Origin of the sequence: Anthropogastromicrobium sp., assembly GCF_037349415.1 — a bacterium.
Classification (GTDB): domain Bacteria; phylum Bacillota; class Clostridia; order Lachnospirales; family Lachnospiraceae; genus Anthropogastromicrobium; species Anthropogastromicrobium aceti.
This window is the reverse complement of record NZ_JAXWCK010000047.1, coordinates 1-16175: the sequence shown is the minus strand read 5'-3', so window position 1 is coordinate 16175 and position 16175 is coordinate 1. Positions and strand designations below refer to the sequence as shown.

Genomic DNA, 16175 nt, shown 5'->3' with positions numbered 1-16175 from the left:
ATGAAAATTTATGCGTTTGGAGTGAGAGATGATGAAAAACAGGCATTTGAGCAGATTTCTGCTCAGTGTGGTGTAGAGGTTACGCTTTCAGATGAGACACCATCACTTGAGAATGCCGATCTTGTAAAGGGATATGAGGGTGTTACAGCGCTTGGCATGGGAAATATTGACAGGGATTTATTAAGTCGCTACAGCGAGAATGGTGTGCGTTTTCTCTCTACAAGAACTATCGGTTATAATCACATTGATTTGGTGGCAGCAAAAGAGCTTGGAATTAAAGTCTGCAATGCAGCCTACCCACCAAACGGTGTTGCAGACTTTACGGTAATGATGATTTTAATGTGCCTTCGCCAGTATAAGCAGGCACTATGGAGAGGCCAGGTCAATGACTTTTCTTTGCAGGGACTGCAGGGGCGTGATATGAATGAACTTACAATAGGTGTCATGGGTACTGGACGAATTGGCCTTCAAGTATTAAAAAACTTATCAGGCTTTGGCTGTCGTCTACTTGCCTATGATGTTTATAAAAATCCAGAGGCAGAGAAAATTGCGACATATGTAGATCAGGATACAATATATAAGGAATGCGATGTCATAAGCCTTCATATGCCGCTGTTTGATTCTACGTATCACATTATTAATCATGAGACAATCGCAAAGATGAAAGATGGCGTAATTTTAATTAACTGCGCAAGAGGCGGACTGACTGACATTGATGCATTGGTAGATGGTGTTGAATCAGAGAAGATTGGTGCGCTTGGCATGGATACCGTAGAGGGCGAAGAAGGTATTGTGCACGAAGACAGAAGAACAGATATCATCTCCAACCGCAACTGGTTTTATCTTCATCAGTTTCGCAATGTCATCATGACACAGCACATGGCATTCTACACAAAAGAAGCAGTAGAGAGCATGGTGCGCTGTGGCATAGAGGGTATTGTGCAGATGGAAAAGACAGGAAGCTGCAGGACAATGCTGACGAAATAAATTATAACATTACAATGTGCACACTGAAAATATCTAATATAGGTACAGTGTGCACATTGATACAATACTGATTTTATGATAAACTACATTCAAGATTGACAGAGGAAAGAGAGGCATTTAAAGGAAAGCAAAGTTCAATGAGGAACATTTCCCTGCCGATCTATTTCTATAGTCAAAATACTTTAATGAATTAAAGCAAAACAGCACAATAGTGAAATGGAGGAATCAGATATGAGAAAATATGCAGCAATGGGACTTACAGCAGTGCTGGTAGCAGCATCATTTCCGGCAGCCGTACTGGCAGACGAGGCAGATGTAAAGAGTGTAAGAATTGGAGCACCATATGATCCGGTTACTATGGATTACGCAGAATTAAATGTAGATCCGGCAACATATATTGATACTTTAATCAGCGATACCCTGATTCGCAGTAAGCAGGGTGAGTACGTTGGAGGAGCAGCAGAGAGCTGGGAGACAAGCGAGGATGGAAAGACCTGGACATTTAAACTGAAGGAAGGCTTAACTTACAGTGATGGAGAGACACCGATTACATCCGAGGATTTTGTTTATGCAGCAAAGCGTCTGATGGATCCAGAGGCAGGTCACTATAATGCAGAGAGCGGATATATTCTGGAGAATGGCAAGGAATATTACGCAGGAGAGTGTGAGTGGGACGAGGTTGGTATAAAGGCAGTAGATGATCTGACAATCGAGTATACCTTCAAGAATCCGCAGTATGAGAGCACATTTACATCCACAAGCTTATTTGCACCACTTGAGGAGTCCTTTGTTGATTCACTTGGAACAGAGTATGGTTCTTCAGCAGATAAAATTTTGACAAATGGACCGTTCATCGTGTCAGACTGGGTATCTGATTCTACCATGACACTTGTAAAGAATGAGAACTACTGGGATGCAGACAGTATCAATATGGACGAGATGGATTTTAAATTTAACGTAACAGGTGATACTGGCGTAGATATGATGCTTGCAGATGAGCTTGATTTTGTTCCGACTGGAAGTGCTATGCAGCAGCAGACACTGACAGATGCAGGCTTTGAGAGCAGCAAGTACACCACCTCTTATCGCTGCCTGAACATCAACCATGCAGGAAAGACAGAGGAAACAGGATTATTCCTTGGCAATGCAAACTTTAGAAAGGCAGTCAGCTATGCAATCGACCGTACAGCACTTTGCGCATCTGTTATGACAAGTGATGAGCCGGCAAATCGTCTGACAGCACCGTCAGAGGCAGGTGTAAATGGTACCTTTGACGAGGAGTTTGAATACGAGGGATGGCCGGCAAGTGCAGATGTAGAGAAGGCACAGGAATACTTAAATGCAGCACTTGATGAGCTTGGAAAGACAGCTGATGAGATTCCAACATTCGAGCTTCTTTGCTATGAGTCACAGGGAAGCATCGATGTATTGGCAGCTGTTCAGGATATGTTAAAGAAAAATCTTGGCATTGAGACAACTATCAACTCTCAGACAATTCAGGTGATGGTATCAAATGCAATGAGCGGTGACTACGATTTCTGGTATGGCGGAAACAGTCTTGAGATTCCGGATGCATTGACTGGCTTTTTAAGTGGATACACGAGCGCAATGCAGTCTGCACTTAGAGGCTATTCAAATGAGGAATATGATAAGCTGTATGATGAGGCAATTGCTTCCCCAACTATTGAGGATAGAAAGGCAAACTACTTCGAGGTTGAAAAATTCTTCTGTGATAATACACTGAATCTGATCCTTGGATGGACAGACGGTGGTTTCCAGTATAAGAGCGGCTACACAGGTTTCTACAATACCGTTGAGACTGATTTTACTTATCTGGACTTTGCTGAGTAATTAAAGAGACAGCTATAAAATAAAAGACGCCGATCTGCGGAAACTCCAAAGAGAGGCGTCTATTTTTTTAGGAGGAAATATGCTCAAATATATAGGAAAAAAAGTATTGATTGCAATCGCGACAGTCTTTGTGTTGGCAACGGCAACATTCTTTTTAATGAAGCTGATTCCGGGTGATCCATTCTTAAATGATAAGATCCCGGTGGCCGTGCAGGATAAGCAAAGAGCGTTTTATGGTCTTGATAAGCCAGTACCGCAGCAATACCTGACTTATATGAATAACTTGCTGCATGGAGATCTTGGTTATTCCATCAAAAAGACAGGAAAAACAGTAGTGGATATCATTAAGGAAGCCTTCCCTGTGTCTGCAAAGCTTGGTTTGATTTCATTACTTTTTGCAGAAGCAGTTGGTCTTTTCTTTGGTATTTTATGTGCTCAGTTTCGAGGAAAATGGCCAGATTATCTGTTGATGGTAGTGGCAGTTTTAGGAATTGCCCTTCCAAGTATGGTGTTAGGCCCGATTCTTCGTATGATTTTTGGTGTAAAGCTTGGCATCCTTCCAGTAACAGGATGGGGAAAACCAAATCAGATTATCCTTCCGGCACTTGTTCTTGGTCTTGGAACTGTTGCAGGAAATACAAGAAATATGAGAGCGAGCATGTTAGCCATAACAACACAGGATTATGTAAAGACGGCAAGAGCGAAAGGTCTTTCGCCAATTAGAGTTGTATTAAAGCATCAGTTTAAAAACTCACTTGTTCCGATCATTCCAAATCTTGGTGTGCAGATCGCAGGTGTTTTGATGGGTTCATTTGTCGTAGAGAGCATGTTTTTAATTCCTGGACTGGGACGATATTTTGTCGATTCAGTCACTAATCTTGATTATCCGCTGATCATGGGTCTTACAGTATTTTATGGTGCATTTCTAGTTACAATGAATCTAATAGTTGATGTACTGTATGGATTAATCGATCCGCGAATCCGCGTAAAGTAAAGGAGAAAAGATGAATACTGATACAACAAAAAAAGTGCAAGCTGCAGAAGTAACATTTGCAGATGATGCGTTTTCTCCACTTCCAGAGGGAGCACTTGATCAGGATCAGATTGCAAGGAAAAAGACAACCTATTTCAAGGATGTATGGAGAAATTTTAAGAAGAATAAGCCGGCAGTAATCAGCCTAGTGGTTATTGCTGTCATGATATTTTTTGTCCTGTTTGGACCGATGATGACAAAATTTGATTATTATTCTAATGATTACAGCTGTTCAAATCAGGGACCAAATGCCGTTCACTGGTTTGGAACAGACAATCTTGGACGTGATCTTTGGACACGCGTGTGGGCAGGAGGAAGAGTATCCCTTATCATTGCGATTTTAGCTACGCTTATTCCAGAGATTATTGGAATGGCGGTAGGCGGTATCTCAGGTTATCTTGGTGGCTGGGCAGATACAGTAATTATGCGCACAATCGATGTGTTAATGGGAATTCCGAGCTTAATCTACATGATTCTTTTGATGGTTGTAATGGGAAGCGGAAATATTGCAACGCTTGTAATTGCAATGAGTATTACCGGTTGGATGGGTGCAGCAAGAAGTACAAGAGGTCTTGTTTTACAGCTAAAGACTCGTGAGTTTGTAGTAGCATCAGAGACGCTTGGTGCATCGTCTGGATGGATCATTGCAAGACGTTTGATTCCAAACACACTTGGCATTCGCGTAGTCAGCATTACAATGTCACTTCCAAGCGTCATTTTCTACGAAGCATTTTTAAGCTATATCGGACTTGGCGTGACACCGCCGCAGCCAAGCTGGGGTCAGTTAATCAAGGCAGCAGGAGAGACCTTCCGTTATTATCCATACCAATTTATCATTCCGTGTCTGTGCGTTAGCATCACAATGCTTTGCTTTAACCTGATTGGAGACGGACTTAGAGATGCACTTGATCCAAAGCTTCGTGCGTAAATAGATAATGCATTCGTCATAGAAAAAGTGAAACGAGCAGAGCCGCAGTATTTTTGTATTTCGGCAGAATGAGAGGAATCATGGAAAAGGAAAAAATCTTAGAGGTAAAGGATTTAAAAGTATCCTTTCAGACCTTTCAGGGAAGCGTTCAGGCAGTGCGTGGCGTTTCCTGGCATTTAAATAAAAAAGAAACGATTGCAATCGTAGGTGAGTCTGGCTGTGGAAAAACAGTTACAATTCAGACAGTTATCGGATTAAATCCAAAGAAAAACGGCAGTATTAAGGGCGGAGAGGTTCTTTTTAACAAAGAAAATCTGCTTGAATTGACACCTAAACAGATGAGAAAGCTGCAGGGCAATCAGCTCTCAATAATTTTTCAGGATCCATTTACATTTTTAAATCCGACAATGACAGTTGGGGAGCAGATCATGGAGCCATACATGCAGCACTATAAGGTTTCCAGAGAAGAAGCAAGAAAAAAGGCAGTCGAGATCTTAAAGATGATTTCACTTCCGTCACCAGAGGAAAATATGAAGCGCTATCCGCATCAGCTTTCAGGCGGTATGCGCCAGCGTATCATGATTGCAATGTCACTCATCTGTAATCCAAAGGTATTATTTGCTGACGAGCCAACTACAGCGCTTGATGTGACGATTCAGGCACAGATCATTGAACTAATGAATGATTTGAAGGATAAGATTGATACGTCAATTGTTTTAATCACACATGATATGGGCGTTGTTGCAAATATGGCAGACCGAATCTACGTTATGTATGCTGGTCAAATCGTAGAGCATGGCGACTGCGATACTATCTTTCATCATCCAAAGCATCCGTACACATGGGGACTTTTAAGCAGTGTGCCGCGTCTTGATAAAAGAGTAAGCGAAGACCTCTATTCAATTCCGGGAACACCGCCGGATTTGTTGGCACCGCCTGTCGGATGTGCGTTTGCTGCCAGATGCAAATATGCAATGAACATATGCCGCACAAGTCAGCCGCCGTGTATTGATTTTTCAGAACCAGACCATTATGCATCCTGCTGGCTCAATCATCCAGCGTGCATTAAGAAAAATGGCGCACCAAAGAGTCCTGTTGAAGCACAGAACATAAAGGAGGAGGAATGATGGGAACGACAAAAGAACCAATCCTCGAATTGAAAAATGTAAAAACAACCTTCAAGGTGCCAAAGGGTATTTTAAAGGCTGTAAATGGTGTAGATCTAACTATTTATAAGGGCGAGACAGTAGGACTTGTTGGTGAGTCAGGATGTGGAAAAAGTACGCTTGGAAAAACAATTATGCGATTATATCGCCCAGATGAAGGACAGGTAATGTTTGAGGGACAAGATATCTGGCGCTACAACAAAAAGGAAAAGAAAGAGTACACCAAAAATGTGCAGATGATCTTTCAGGACCCGTATGCTTGTCTTGATCCTCTTAGTGTAGTAAGTGATATTGTTGCAGAGGGCATGAAGATCCACAAGATGTATAAAGGACCAGAATTAGAGGAGCGTGTATTGGAGCTTCTTAAAATGGTCGGCTTAAATAAGGATCATGCAAACAGGTTTCCGCACGAATTCTCAGGCGGACAGCGTCAACGTATCGGAATTGCCAGAGCGCTCTCGCTTGAACCAAAGCTGATCGTATGTGATGAGCCGATCTCTGCACTGGATGTTTCTATTCAGGCACAGGTCGTAAATTTACTTAAGCGTCTTCAGCAGCAGATGGGATTATCTTATTTGTTTATCACACACGATCTGTCAATGGTGCGCCAGATATCAAACCGTATTGCCGTAATGTATTTGGGTTCACTTGTTGAGATTGCAGACAGCGAGGATATTTATATTAAAAACCGTCATCCATACACGAAAGCACTTCTTTCTGCTATTCCGATTGCCGATCCGACAATTGAGCGTGAGCGAAAAAGAATACTTCTTCAAGGTGATGTGCCAAGCCCGGTCAATCTGCCGCAGGGCTGCAATTTCTGCAATCGCTGTCCATATGCGACACAGCTTTGCAAGGAGAGAAAACCGCAGCTTCGCGAGATCGAGCCTGGACATTTTACGGCGTGTCATCGTGCGGAGGAGATGTAAGTTTCTTGATCGTGCGGTTGAGTTTACGAAGGGCGCTTCGGTGAAACTTTGTCGGCGACCCTTGTTCTCGCGGCGCCTTTTACATTATTTCTAAATATAGTGTATTTTGAAAGCCCGCTCCACACGGGAATCGCCTCGTAAAGTAGTTCACCTCAACGCCCACTACGTTAACGAGCACGATATCTTATGTCTCCGACAGGAATTTATCGATCTTGACGGCGGCCTGCAGTTGGAAGGTGATGTCGGCATCATCGAGCGATACACCAAGGAGCTTTTCAAGCTTTTCTAAGCGCATCAAAAGTGTATTTCGGTGAAGAAAGAGTGCTTTTGCAGTCTGTACCTTATTGCAGCGGCAGTCGAGCCACGTGCATAGAGTTTCATATAAATGTGCATCGTGTGTTTTGTCATATTCGCGGATCGGATCAAGAAAACGAGCAGTATATTCGCGCATAACAGAGGCCGTCGGAATTTCAAAAAGAAGCTGATAAAAGCCTAGATCACTGTAAGAGATTAAGTGACGATTGTCACCAAGAAGTTTCCATGAAAGCAAGCTTCGTTTTGCCTGAATATATGATTCGCGAATGCCAAAAAGACGTGAACGGACATTGCCTTTTCCAACGCAAAATTTTGTGCCGGGATATTGCTGTTCCATACGTATCGTCAGTGATTCGAAGAAACGATCAGCTGATTGCTCCTGCGAGTTGGTATTTATGGGAAGCACAAATACGTTAGCGCTGTTTCTTGCAACATGCCATGTGCTTCCAGTTTCTTTTTGTGTGATATAGCTAAGCTTTGTCGCAAGCATACGGAAAAATTCAGATGATGTTTCTGTAAAGGAAGGTCCGTGCATCGCTTCAAGTTTTTGAAAATAAGCAGATGCATTCATCATCTCAAATATGTACACACAGTAGTTATAGCTTGGCAGATATCCTAGAAATAATGCCTGATTTAGTGTGGCGATATCATCTACATTTGTATTCTGGAAAAAGAGTGAGTACCAGAAAGAATTGGCGATTGCAGCATCCTTCTCGCGATCCTGAATCAGATTGATGATGTCTTTTGTGATGGAGTTTACATAGGCAAGACTTGTATGAGAGAAGACTGGAAGCTTAAGCTCATCAGCAAGCTGTCTAATCTCATCATCAAGATTTTCTTCAAGAATGTAATGGTGGCCGACAAGAAATAAAATGCCGGCGGCATCATTTTGTGCCGCATCGCGAATCAGCTGAGCAAGCTCCACCTTTTCAACAACAGCGTTGGCACCATAATAAATTAAAAATTCACCGCCGCTTACCCATTCACCGATTGGAGGACATAAAATCACGTAAGGCCAAGTGACAGTCCTAGACAGTCCCGCAGCTCCGCCAATCAGCTTCATATGGGAGAGAGAAGGCAGCGATAATAAATCTTTTGCAGTAGTCATAAAGTAAACCTCCTTGTCAGACAAGTGTAAGTGATTTCTGCGAAAATTTCAATAGATTAGGGAGGAGAATGACATGAAAACAGTAATTTACGCGAGAGTTATCAATTCAGTATCGGATGAACCAATTGAAAATGGAATGGTCGAGATTGAAGATGACCATATTGTGTATGTCGGAGAAAAGCGTGAATGCACCGACTCTGATGCACAGATTTTTGACTTAGAAGGAAAGACTGTTATGCCTGGCTTTATTGATGCACACGCCCATCTTTGTGGAAGCGAGAGCATTCATAAGACTGGTGACACACCATATGATCTGCTTTTGACGACTGTTCGTGATCTTAAAGATCTGGTGGATGCTGGTGTGACAGGTGTGCGTGACATGAGCGCATTTGGTGCTTCATTAAAGCGTGCGATTGAAGCTGGATTGATCAAGGGACCGCGTATCATGCCGGGCGGAAGAGTTATGAGCATTTCCTCAGGCCACTGCGATATGAATCCGATGCTGTCACCAGAGGAGTCGAATCAGCGTGATCTTATTGGCTGCCTGGTGGATGGTCCGGAGGATTGTTATAGAAAGACAAGACAGCAGTTTCGTGAGGGTGCACAGTTTATCAAAATTTGTGCAACTGGCGGTGTATCATCGGCAGTCGATTATTTTAATGATATTGAATTTTCACCAGAGGAAATCCGTGTAATCGTGGAAGAGGCAGCGCGTCACAATACATACGTTACTGCACACTGCACAGGAACAGAGGGCACAAAGCAGGCTATTAAAAACGGTGTTAAATGTATTGAGCATGGTGTTCTACTAGATGAGGAGTGCGTACAGATGATGGCAGAAAAGAACATTCCGCTTGTTACCACGCTTTCTGTATCACTTGGCCTTGCTGATATGAAGGGGCTGCCAGATTATATGACGAAAAAAGCAAAAGCACTTGGCGATGCATCAAAGCATTCATTTGCACTTGCACATCAATATGGCATTCGAGTTGCACTTGGAACAGATTATTCCAACTCACCAAATACACCGTTTCATGAAATCGGAAAAGAATTTTACAGCCTGACGCGCTGCGGATATACCAATATGGAAGCCATAAAAGCAGGAACTATTAACGGTGCGTATTTGATGAAGTCTGATGATAAGTTCGGAAGCCTAGAGGCAGGAAAGCTTGCTGATCTTGTTGTAGTAGATGGTGATCCGTCAGAGGATATCATGTTGCTTGCAAACGCAGATCATGTGCGCCTCGTAATGATCGGCGGTGAGATAAAGAAGAATACGCTGTAAAAGAAGGGAGAAAGTGATGATTCAAAAGGACGAGATCAGACAAGTATTAGAGTCTGCAAAGGCGCTTGGAATCGAGTTTGCCGAGCTGTTTTTTGAAGACAGAGAGGAGACGAATATTCCCTGCGTAGAAACTGTGATTCAAGGCGTGAAGAGTCTTCGCATATGCGGAGTAGGTCTCTATCTTATACAAGGGCTTTCAAATGTCTATCTTTATACAAATCAGGTGACAAAGGAAGCACTTCTTGATTTAGTTAAAAAGGGAGCAGAAATGCTTGAGATAAAAGCTAAAGCAGCTGCCGCTGGAATTGTTTTAACAGAGAAGTCCTACCATAATCCCTGCCCTGTTGTAAAGTACCCGTCACAGATTAGTAATCAGGACAAAATCAATGTACTTTTGCAGGCAGACAAAGCCGCAAGAAGTGCAGAAATCAATGTGCGTTCATTAAATGTAAACTATTTTGATACGGATCAGCGCGTGCTGATCGCAAACACCGAAGGCCTTTACACTACAGACCGCCGTGTCACAACGAGAATGCGCATGCAGGCAGTTGTCGCAGATGGTGACAGTGCATATGGCACATGGGACGATTATACAAAGGCTTCCGGCTTTGAGGCTTATGATGATGAACTTTCTTATACGAGCTTTGCAAAGGATATGGTAAAGCGAGCTGATCGCATCCGCACGGCTGGAAGCATTTCACCATGCACAGTTCCAGTTGTGCTGGCGGCAGGCGGCTGCGGAACGCTGTGGCATGAGAGCTGCGGCCACTCACTTGAGGCCATTGCGATTGCCCACCGTTCAAGTGCATTTGTGGATAAGATCGGAGAAAAGGTAGCAAGTGATAAGGTTACACTTGTAGATGATGGAACGCTGCCAGGTCAGTATGGTTCTGCTGCGATTGATGATGAGGGTCATCCGATGCAGCGAAATATTTTAATTGAAAATGGTGTTTTAAAATCTTACATGTGTGACCGCTATTACGGAAAGCTTCTTGGAATGGAAAGTACAGGAAGCGGAAGAAGACAAAATTATACATATGCGCCAGTATCAAGAATGACGAATACATGTCTGGCAGAGGGCAGTGACGATGAGGATGAGATTGTGCGCAGTGTGGACAATGGCCTGTATGTTGAGAGCATCGGAGGAGGCTTCGGCGGTATGCAGTTTTCGCTTGAAGTAAAAGAAGGCTTCTGGATTAAAAATGGCCAGATCGACCGTGATCATCAGGTAAAAAATATTATGCTGACGGGAAATGGAATTGATGTGATTAAGCGCATTGACCGCGTTGGAAAAAAGATGAAATATGAAAAAGGCGGCTTCTGCGGTGCAAGCTCAGGTCTGATTCCAACGACAACACCGCAGCCAATGGTGCGCATTTCCCATATGGCGATTGGGTGATTTTGAGTTAAAGAGCATATAACGAGGAAAGGCAAACATATGAAAGAATGTATGAGAGAACTAAAAGCATATAAGGCGGCTATGCAGTCTCTTCCAAGTGGATGTCTGGCAGCTGAGGCCGAGGCAGAAAAGCAGGAAAAGCTTTCTGTTGAGATGACAGGTTCACAGACTGGTCCTATGAGCTGCAGCGAACAGACTGAGCTCTTTGTGCGTGCATCAGGTCAAAAGACAGGTATGGTTTATACGCAAAAGCTGGATGCAAACGCAAGTGATGTGATTGCACAGGCACTTACAAATAGTGAGGCTTCTGCTGCTAAAAAGGCAGAGCCGATGGCGGCAGCAGATTACTGGGAAATGGATGAGGCAAAGGATTCAAATTATGAGCAGACAAAAACACTTGTCTCTATCGAAACCTTAAAGAATAAGGCAAAAACACTTGCCGGACAGTTAGAGGAAAGCTTTGGGTGTCAAGTGCGTCTTAATCTTTCTCAGACAATCCTTACTATGGGCATTGTGAACACCAATAATATAGAAGAAACAGCTTCAGTTTGTCGCTTTGCGGCAGAGGCAGCAGCAGATGGATATGAGGGCTATGCGTGTGCACTCACGCTTGATGAGCTGTCACCAGAGCCTTTTATTCATGAATTTTCAAATCGCCGATTCTTAGATGTGCCGACAATTTTGGCTGAGCCTGGTGTGTACCGCGCTGTGCTTTCATCACAGGCAGTAAATAACATTTTGATTACAGCGTGGCAGATGTTTACCGCAAAGCGTGCCAGAAGCGGTGCGACACCATTTGCTGGAAAGGAAAACAAAAAGATCTTTTCAGACTGCATTACGATACGTGATTACAAGGGCGGCGCTGATTCAAAGAACAGCGTACAGTGTGGCTTTTCATGGAAAATGGACTGCGAGGGTGTGCCAAGCCGTGACTTAACACTTGTTGAAAATGGCGTGTTAAAGGGCTGGATGCATAATCTTTCAAGTGCAGCAGCAGCCGGGGTTCGTTCTACAGGAAATGCAGGCCGAAAGACATTGTTAAGCGGAAATATTCATACTGATATGGCAATCATGCCGAAAAACTTTACTATCGAGTCAGGAACGGCAAGCTTAGAACAACTGATTCATGATTGCGATGATGGTGTGTATGTGTTTGAAAATTATGACCAGTTTCATGCATTAAATGTTGTATCAGGCGATTTCTCATTCCCATGCAAGGCAGTGCGCATTAAGGAAGGAAAGCCAGTTGGCATTATGGAAGGACTAACGATGACAGGAAATGTGGCAGAGCTGTTTGCCAGAGTAGAACAAGTCGGAAGTGACCGAGTTATCAATCCGCTTGTCATGTATGATAGTTATACTGTGTCTGGTCCTGCGATGCTTGTAAAATCACTGAAAATTAGCGGCTGATAAAAGGCTAAGAAAAATCAGAAAGGCAGGTTTTAATATATATGAAGATTATCGAGCAGGAAGAAGTAAGAAAGCTTCTGCAGCCAAAGGACTGCATTCAATTAATGGCAGAGGCATTAAAAGGTCTTGAAAGCGGCGAGTATGCTCAGCCGGCACGTCTGATCACAGTTATGCCGAATACAGCAAAATTTGGTTTTATGCCAGCATATGTAGGTGACTATTTTGGTGCAAAGGTGATCTCTGCATTTGCACCGAATATGGGAACAAAATATCCGTCTCATATAGGTTATGTTATGCTGTTTGAGTCAGCGCACAGCACTGTAGCAGGTATGATAGAGGCTGGAAGTATCACCGAGATTCGCACTGGAGCCGTCAGTGCAGCCGCAACAGATTTGTTAGCCAGAAAGGATTCACACAAATTGGCACTGATTGGAGCCGGAGCACAGGCGCGCTCTCATCTGGCTGCGATCCGCGAGATTCGTGATATTACTTCTGTAACAGTCTACGATCTGTTCCCACAGGCAGCAGAGCGTTTTGCAAAAGATATGCAGGAAAAGTACAAGATTCCAGTTGTTGTATGCAGTACCGTAAAGGAAGCAGTCAAAGATGCAGATATCATCTGCACCGTAACACCGTCAAAAGAGCCGCTTTTGACAAAGGAAATGGTCAAGCCTGGAACTCATATCAATGCAGTGGGCACATTTACACCAACTACAAGAGAGGTTTCTTCTGATCTTGTAGCAGCAGCGCGTCTTTATTCCGATCAGACAGAGGCAGCAAAGCGCGAGAGCGGTGAATATCTAATTCCGCTTAAAGAAGGGCTGATTAAAGAAGATCATATTGTTGGCTCCATCGGAGAAGTGCTTTTAGGCAAAGCACCAGGCAGAACAGCTGATGATGAAATTACCATCTTTGATGCACTAGGTCTTGCTATTGAGGATGTGGCAAGCGCAAAATACGTGTACGAAAGGGCAGCTTTGTAATGGAATTTGATTTTGAAACACTTGTGGAGCGCTCTGGCGCAAATTTAAAGCTGATGATGACGCCGCCAGAAGTCGTCAAAGCAGGAAATATCAGTCTGGATGGTGCAGAGCCAGATTTTAAAAGTGCGCCTGTCATCGAGGAGGCAGTCATTCGCTTTGCAAAGAACGGACTATACGGATTTACACTGCCGGATGAAGCTTACAAAAGTGCAGTAACAAAATGGATGCAGACGAGCCGAAAAACACAAATTAAGCCAGAGTGGATCGTTACAACACTCGGAACTATTTATTCGCTTGCAACCACGATTCGTCTTGTATGTACGGATCCTGATGATGGTATAATAGTGACAACACCTGTTTATAATCGTTATCGTCAGGCGGCTGATCGCCTCAATAAAAAGACAGTGGAATGTCCGCTTATATACGACAGTGTAAATGGCATCTATCAAATGGATTTTGACGCAATCAAGTCAGCTATGGCAAATCCAAATAATAAGCTGTTTGTGCTTTGTAATCCTCATAACCCGATTGGTCAGATCTGGAAAGAAAAAGATCTGGTGCGTCTGGCAGAGTTAGCAAATCGCTACGGTGTTATTGTTTACTCGGATGAGATTTTTGCAGATAACTGCTATCATGGACTGACATGTCCGTGTTACCTTGATATTAAAGGTGCAAAGTCACATGCGATTGTGGCGACAGGACTGGGAAAATCATTTGGCTTTACAGGAGTAAACCATGCAAACATTATAATCGCAGATGATGAGCTTCGCGCGCGCTTTACAGACAGGCGGACTCGTGACCACTACGGAAGTCTCGATCCGTGTGTGTATGAGTGTGTACTTTCTGCTTATACCAAAGATGGCAAAGCATGGGTCGATGCGTCAAATGCGTATGTCTGGGAAAATATGTGTGTGCTTCGCGACTATTTTGCAAAGCACCTGCCAAAAGCAAGAGTGTGCGGCGGCGAAGGCGCCTATATCTTGTGGATCGACTGGTCAGCATATTTTTCAAGTGGTGAAGAATTAAACGAATTTCTAGTTAAAAAAGCACATGTGTGTCTAGGTGAGGGAAGTGATTACGACAGTCCATTGTTTACGCGCGTGTGCATGGCAACACCAAGAAAATGCCTGATCAAGACACTCGAATCAGTAGGAGAGGCTTTTTCCAAACTTGGAAAAGAAAAATAGGCATAATAGGAAAATAAGAATTTATATACAAAAGAAACAATATAAGTAAAATAAGCCATTAAAAGTGAAAAACATTACGTTTAATCATTATTTTAATAATATTGATTGACATTTAACCCTATTTTCATGATTTTGAGGCTTAAAAATCAAAGAAAAAAGTTTGGCGGAATCGCATAGAGTGCTGTGCGGTTCCGCCTTTTTTGTGTCGAAATGGCGGTTATGCAGTACAGTTGTTTGTGCTATAATTATACTAAAGAAGATGAAAAGAAAGCGAAAAGATATAAGAATAGTATTAAGAAAAATCGGAAAAAAGAGAGGTATTGTGTATGAAGAAGAGAAGTTTGAATAAAATAAAGCAAATGGTGTCGATTGGTATGTCATGCATTATGGCAGGTTCTACATGCAATCTTCCGATGATGCTGCATGCAGAAGAGGTTCAGACAGAGAACATGAAGCCAACTTATATGGTTACTTCATTTGATGAGTTGAACGAAGAGATTGCGTATCAAGCGCTGTCAATCGGTGCAGAAGAAAGCGAAATCAACTTTCCTGATACATTAAAGGTAAAAGTGATTCGTCAGGTTGAAGAGGAATCAAGTACAGAAGCAGATGAAGAGGAATCGAGTACAGAAGCAGTTGAAGAGGAAGCTAGTACAGAAGCGGAGGAGGAAACGACTTCAAAAGTTCTGGAATCTCAGACAGAGGCAGAATCCCAGACTGAAGAAGAATCAGAGCCGCAGACGGAAGTTGAGTCACAGACTGAGATAGAATCAGAGTCGCAGACGGAAGTAGAGTTACAGACAGAAGTAGAAAACGAAACTTTGGAAAGTGAGTCTGAAACGGAAGTACCAATGACAGAAACAGAGGTACCTGAAACAACAGCGGCATCAGAACCTCAAACACAAGTACCAGAGACAACAGCATCAGAATCTGAGACGGAATCTACCGAACAGCTAGAGTCTGATACTACAGAAGAGGAAAGCAGTATTGTGGCTTCTCTGATAGATAGCATCAAAGGTCTCTTTGCCCCGGTGGAAGTATATGCGGCAGAGGAACATATTACTTATAGTGCGGGTGAAGGCAATGGCGCAGAAGATAGTCAAGAAGGCGAAGAGTGGACTATCGAACATATTACATGGAAATTAGATGAAGAGAAAAGCTCACTTCCAGAATTTGACAGCAGTGAAGAATCTGCTGGTGCAGTTTACATATACACACCAACTATCCCGGAAACCGACGAAAATGGCAATCACTATATTCTGTCAGAAGAAGCAATTTTGCCAGAGATCTATGTCATGGTTGATTGTGTGGATAATGGTATTGTATTATGCAGTAGCAATATTGTGGATAGTGGAACCTGCGGAGCAGAAGGAAATAACGGGGATAACCTGACCTGGATACTGGATGATGAAGGTGTGCTCACCATAAGCGGTACAGGCGCGATGGCGAGTTGGAATTGGAAGGGCTCGCCATGGTATGCAAACAAAGATAAAATAGAATCAGTGGTGATTGAAGATGGTGTGACAAGTATTGGAGCAAATGCATTTGATGGATGCAGTGGACTAACCAGTATAACGATCCCGAGTAGTGTAAC

At 43.1% G+C, this 16175-nt stretch carries 13 protein-coding genes; 12 read left to right on the top strand and 1 reads right to left on the bottom strand.

Annotated features, from left to right (window positions below; translation table 11 throughout):
* The 6 genes from WJP93_RS11095 (at position 1) to WJP93_RS11070 (ending at position 6894) form a co-directional block, all read left to right on the top strand.
* Entirely contained in the window at positions 1-987 is a 987-nt protein-coding gene (locus tag WJP93_RS11095) for a D-isomer specific 2-hydroxyacid dehydrogenase family protein (protein WP_227102116.1), read from the top strand.
* 231 nt (positions 988-1218) lie between these two features.
* Positions 1219-2838 (top strand): peptide ABC transporter substrate-binding protein, encoded by a 1620-nt coding sequence (locus WJP93_RS11090; RefSeq protein ID WP_337548340.1) that lies wholly within the window; start codon positions 1219-1221, stop codon positions 2836-2838.
* Positions 2839-2917: 79 nt separating this feature from the next.
* A complete protein-coding gene (locus WJP93_RS11085; RefSeq protein ID WP_066560591.1) occupies positions 2918-3832 on the top strand; it encodes an ABC transporter permease in 915 nt (304 codons plus the stop codon).
* Positions 3833-3842: 10 nt separating this feature from the next.
* Positions 3843-4799 (top strand): ABC transporter permease, encoded by a 957-nt coding sequence (locus WJP93_RS11080; protein ID WP_337548337.1) that lies wholly within the window; start codon positions 3843-3845, stop codon positions 4797-4799.
* A gap of 80 nt (positions 4800-4879) precedes the next feature.
* The gene (locus tag WJP93_RS11075; protein ID WP_337548334.1) at positions 4880-5926 is read left to right on the top strand and encodes an ABC transporter ATP-binding protein; all 1047 of its coding nucleotides are present in this window, start codon (positions 4880-4882) and stop codon (positions 5924-5926) included.
* Positions 5923-6894 carry an ABC transporter ATP-binding protein gene (locus tag WJP93_RS11070; protein WP_331466842.1) on the top strand — a complete coding sequence of 324 codons (972 nt, stop codon included), beginning with the start codon at positions 5923-5925 and terminating at the stop codon, positions 6892-6894. The genes WJP93_RS11075 and WJP93_RS11070 overlap by 4 nt, the downstream gene beginning before the upstream one ends.
* A gap of 184 nt (positions 6895-7078) precedes the next feature.
* Here WJP93_RS11070 and WJP93_RS11065 read toward each other — a convergent pair whose 3' ends face one another.
* Positions 7079-8317 carry a PucR family transcriptional regulator gene (locus WJP93_RS11065; RefSeq protein ID WP_337548332.1) on the bottom strand — a complete coding sequence of 413 codons (1239 nt, stop codon included), beginning with the start codon at positions 8315-8317 and terminating at the stop codon, positions 7079-7081.
* Positions 8318-8390: 73 nt separating this feature from the next.
* Here WJP93_RS11065 and WJP93_RS11060 point away from each other — a divergent pair, with 73 nt between their 5' ends.
* The 6 genes from WJP93_RS11060 to WJP93_RS11035 all read left to right on the top strand — a co-directional run.
* A complete protein-coding gene (locus WJP93_RS11060; protein ID WP_337548330.1) occupies positions 8391-9602 on the top strand; it encodes an amidohydrolase family protein in 1212 nt (403 codons plus the stop codon).
* Between the two features lie 16 nt (positions 9603-9618).
* On the top strand, positions 9619-11001 hold the full coding sequence (locus tag WJP93_RS11055) for a TldD/PmbA family protein (RefSeq protein WP_337548328.1): 1383 nt from the start codon (positions 9619-9621) through the stop codon (positions 10999-11001).
* Positions 11002-11040: 39 nt separating this feature from the next.
* Complete coding sequence (locus WJP93_RS11050; protein WP_337548327.1) at positions 11041-12411, top strand: metallopeptidase TldD-related protein; 1371 nt, start codon at positions 11041-11043, stop codon at positions 12409-12411.
* A 41-nt stretch (positions 12412-12452) separates the two neighbouring features.
* Positions 12453-13394: an ornithine cyclodeaminase family protein gene (locus tag WJP93_RS11045; RefSeq protein ID WP_066560567.1), complete on the top strand. Its 942-nt coding sequence runs from the start codon at positions 12453-12455 to the stop codon at positions 13392-13394.
* On the top strand, positions 13394-14581 hold the full coding sequence (locus tag WJP93_RS11040; RefSeq protein WP_337548325.1) for an aminotransferase class I/II-fold pyridoxal phosphate-dependent enzyme: 1188 nt from the start codon (positions 13394-13396) through the stop codon (positions 14579-14581). The genes WJP93_RS11045 and WJP93_RS11040 overlap by 1 nt, the downstream gene beginning before the upstream one ends.
* Positions 14582-14907: 326 nt before the next feature.
* Positions 14908-16175, top strand: a 1268-nt coding sequence (locus WJP93_RS11035; protein WP_337548323.1) for a leucine-rich repeat protein, incomplete at its 3' end; no start/stop codon positions are given.

Bases quoted from the DNA above. Each gene is read 5' to 3' on its own strand.
- WJP93_RS11050 (WP_337548327.1), top strand. From the start codon at position 11,041: ATGAAAGAATGTATGAGAGAACTAAAAGCATATAAGGCGGCTATGCAG.
- WJP93_RS11045 (WP_066560567.1), top strand. From the start codon at position 12,453: ATGAAGATTATCGAGCAGGAAGAAGTAAGAAAGCTTCTGCAGCCAAAG.
- WJP93_RS11040 (WP_337548325.1), top strand. From the start codon at position 13,394: ATGGAATTTGATTTTGAAACACTTGTGGAGCGCTCTGGCGCAAATTTA.
- WJP93_RS11060 (WP_337548330.1), top strand. From the start codon at position 8,391: ATGAAAACAGTAATTTACGCGAGAGTTATCAATTCAGTATCGGATGAA.
- WJP93_RS11065 (WP_337548332.1), bottom strand. From the start codon at position 8,317: ATGACTACTGCAAAAGATTTATTATCGCTGCCTTCTCTCTCCCATATG.
- WJP93_RS11075 (WP_337548334.1), top strand. From the start codon at position 4,880: ATGGAAAAGGAAAAAATCTTAGAGGTAAAGGATTTAAAAGTATCCTTT.
- WJP93_RS11055 (WP_337548328.1), top strand. From the start codon at position 9,619: ATGATTCAAAAGGACGAGATCAGACAAGTATTAGAGTCTGCAAAGGCG.
- WJP93_RS11070 (WP_331466842.1), top strand. From the start codon at position 5,923: ATGATGGGAACGACAAAAGAACCAATCCTCGAATTGAAAAATGTAAAA.
- WJP93_RS11085 (WP_066560591.1), top strand. From the start codon at position 2,918: ATGCTCAAATATATAGGAAAAAAAGTATTGATTGCAATCGCGACAGTC.
- WJP93_RS11080 (WP_337548337.1), top strand. From the start codon at position 3,843: ATGAATACTGATACAACAAAAAAAGTGCAAGCTGCAGAAGTAACATTT.
- WJP93_RS11095 (WP_227102116.1), top strand. From the start codon at position 1: ATGAAAATTTATGCGTTTGGAGTGAGAGATGATGAAAAACAGGCATTT.
- WJP93_RS11090 (WP_337548340.1), top strand. From the start codon at position 1,219: ATGAGAAAATATGCAGCAATGGGACTTACAGCAGTGCTGGTAGCAGCA.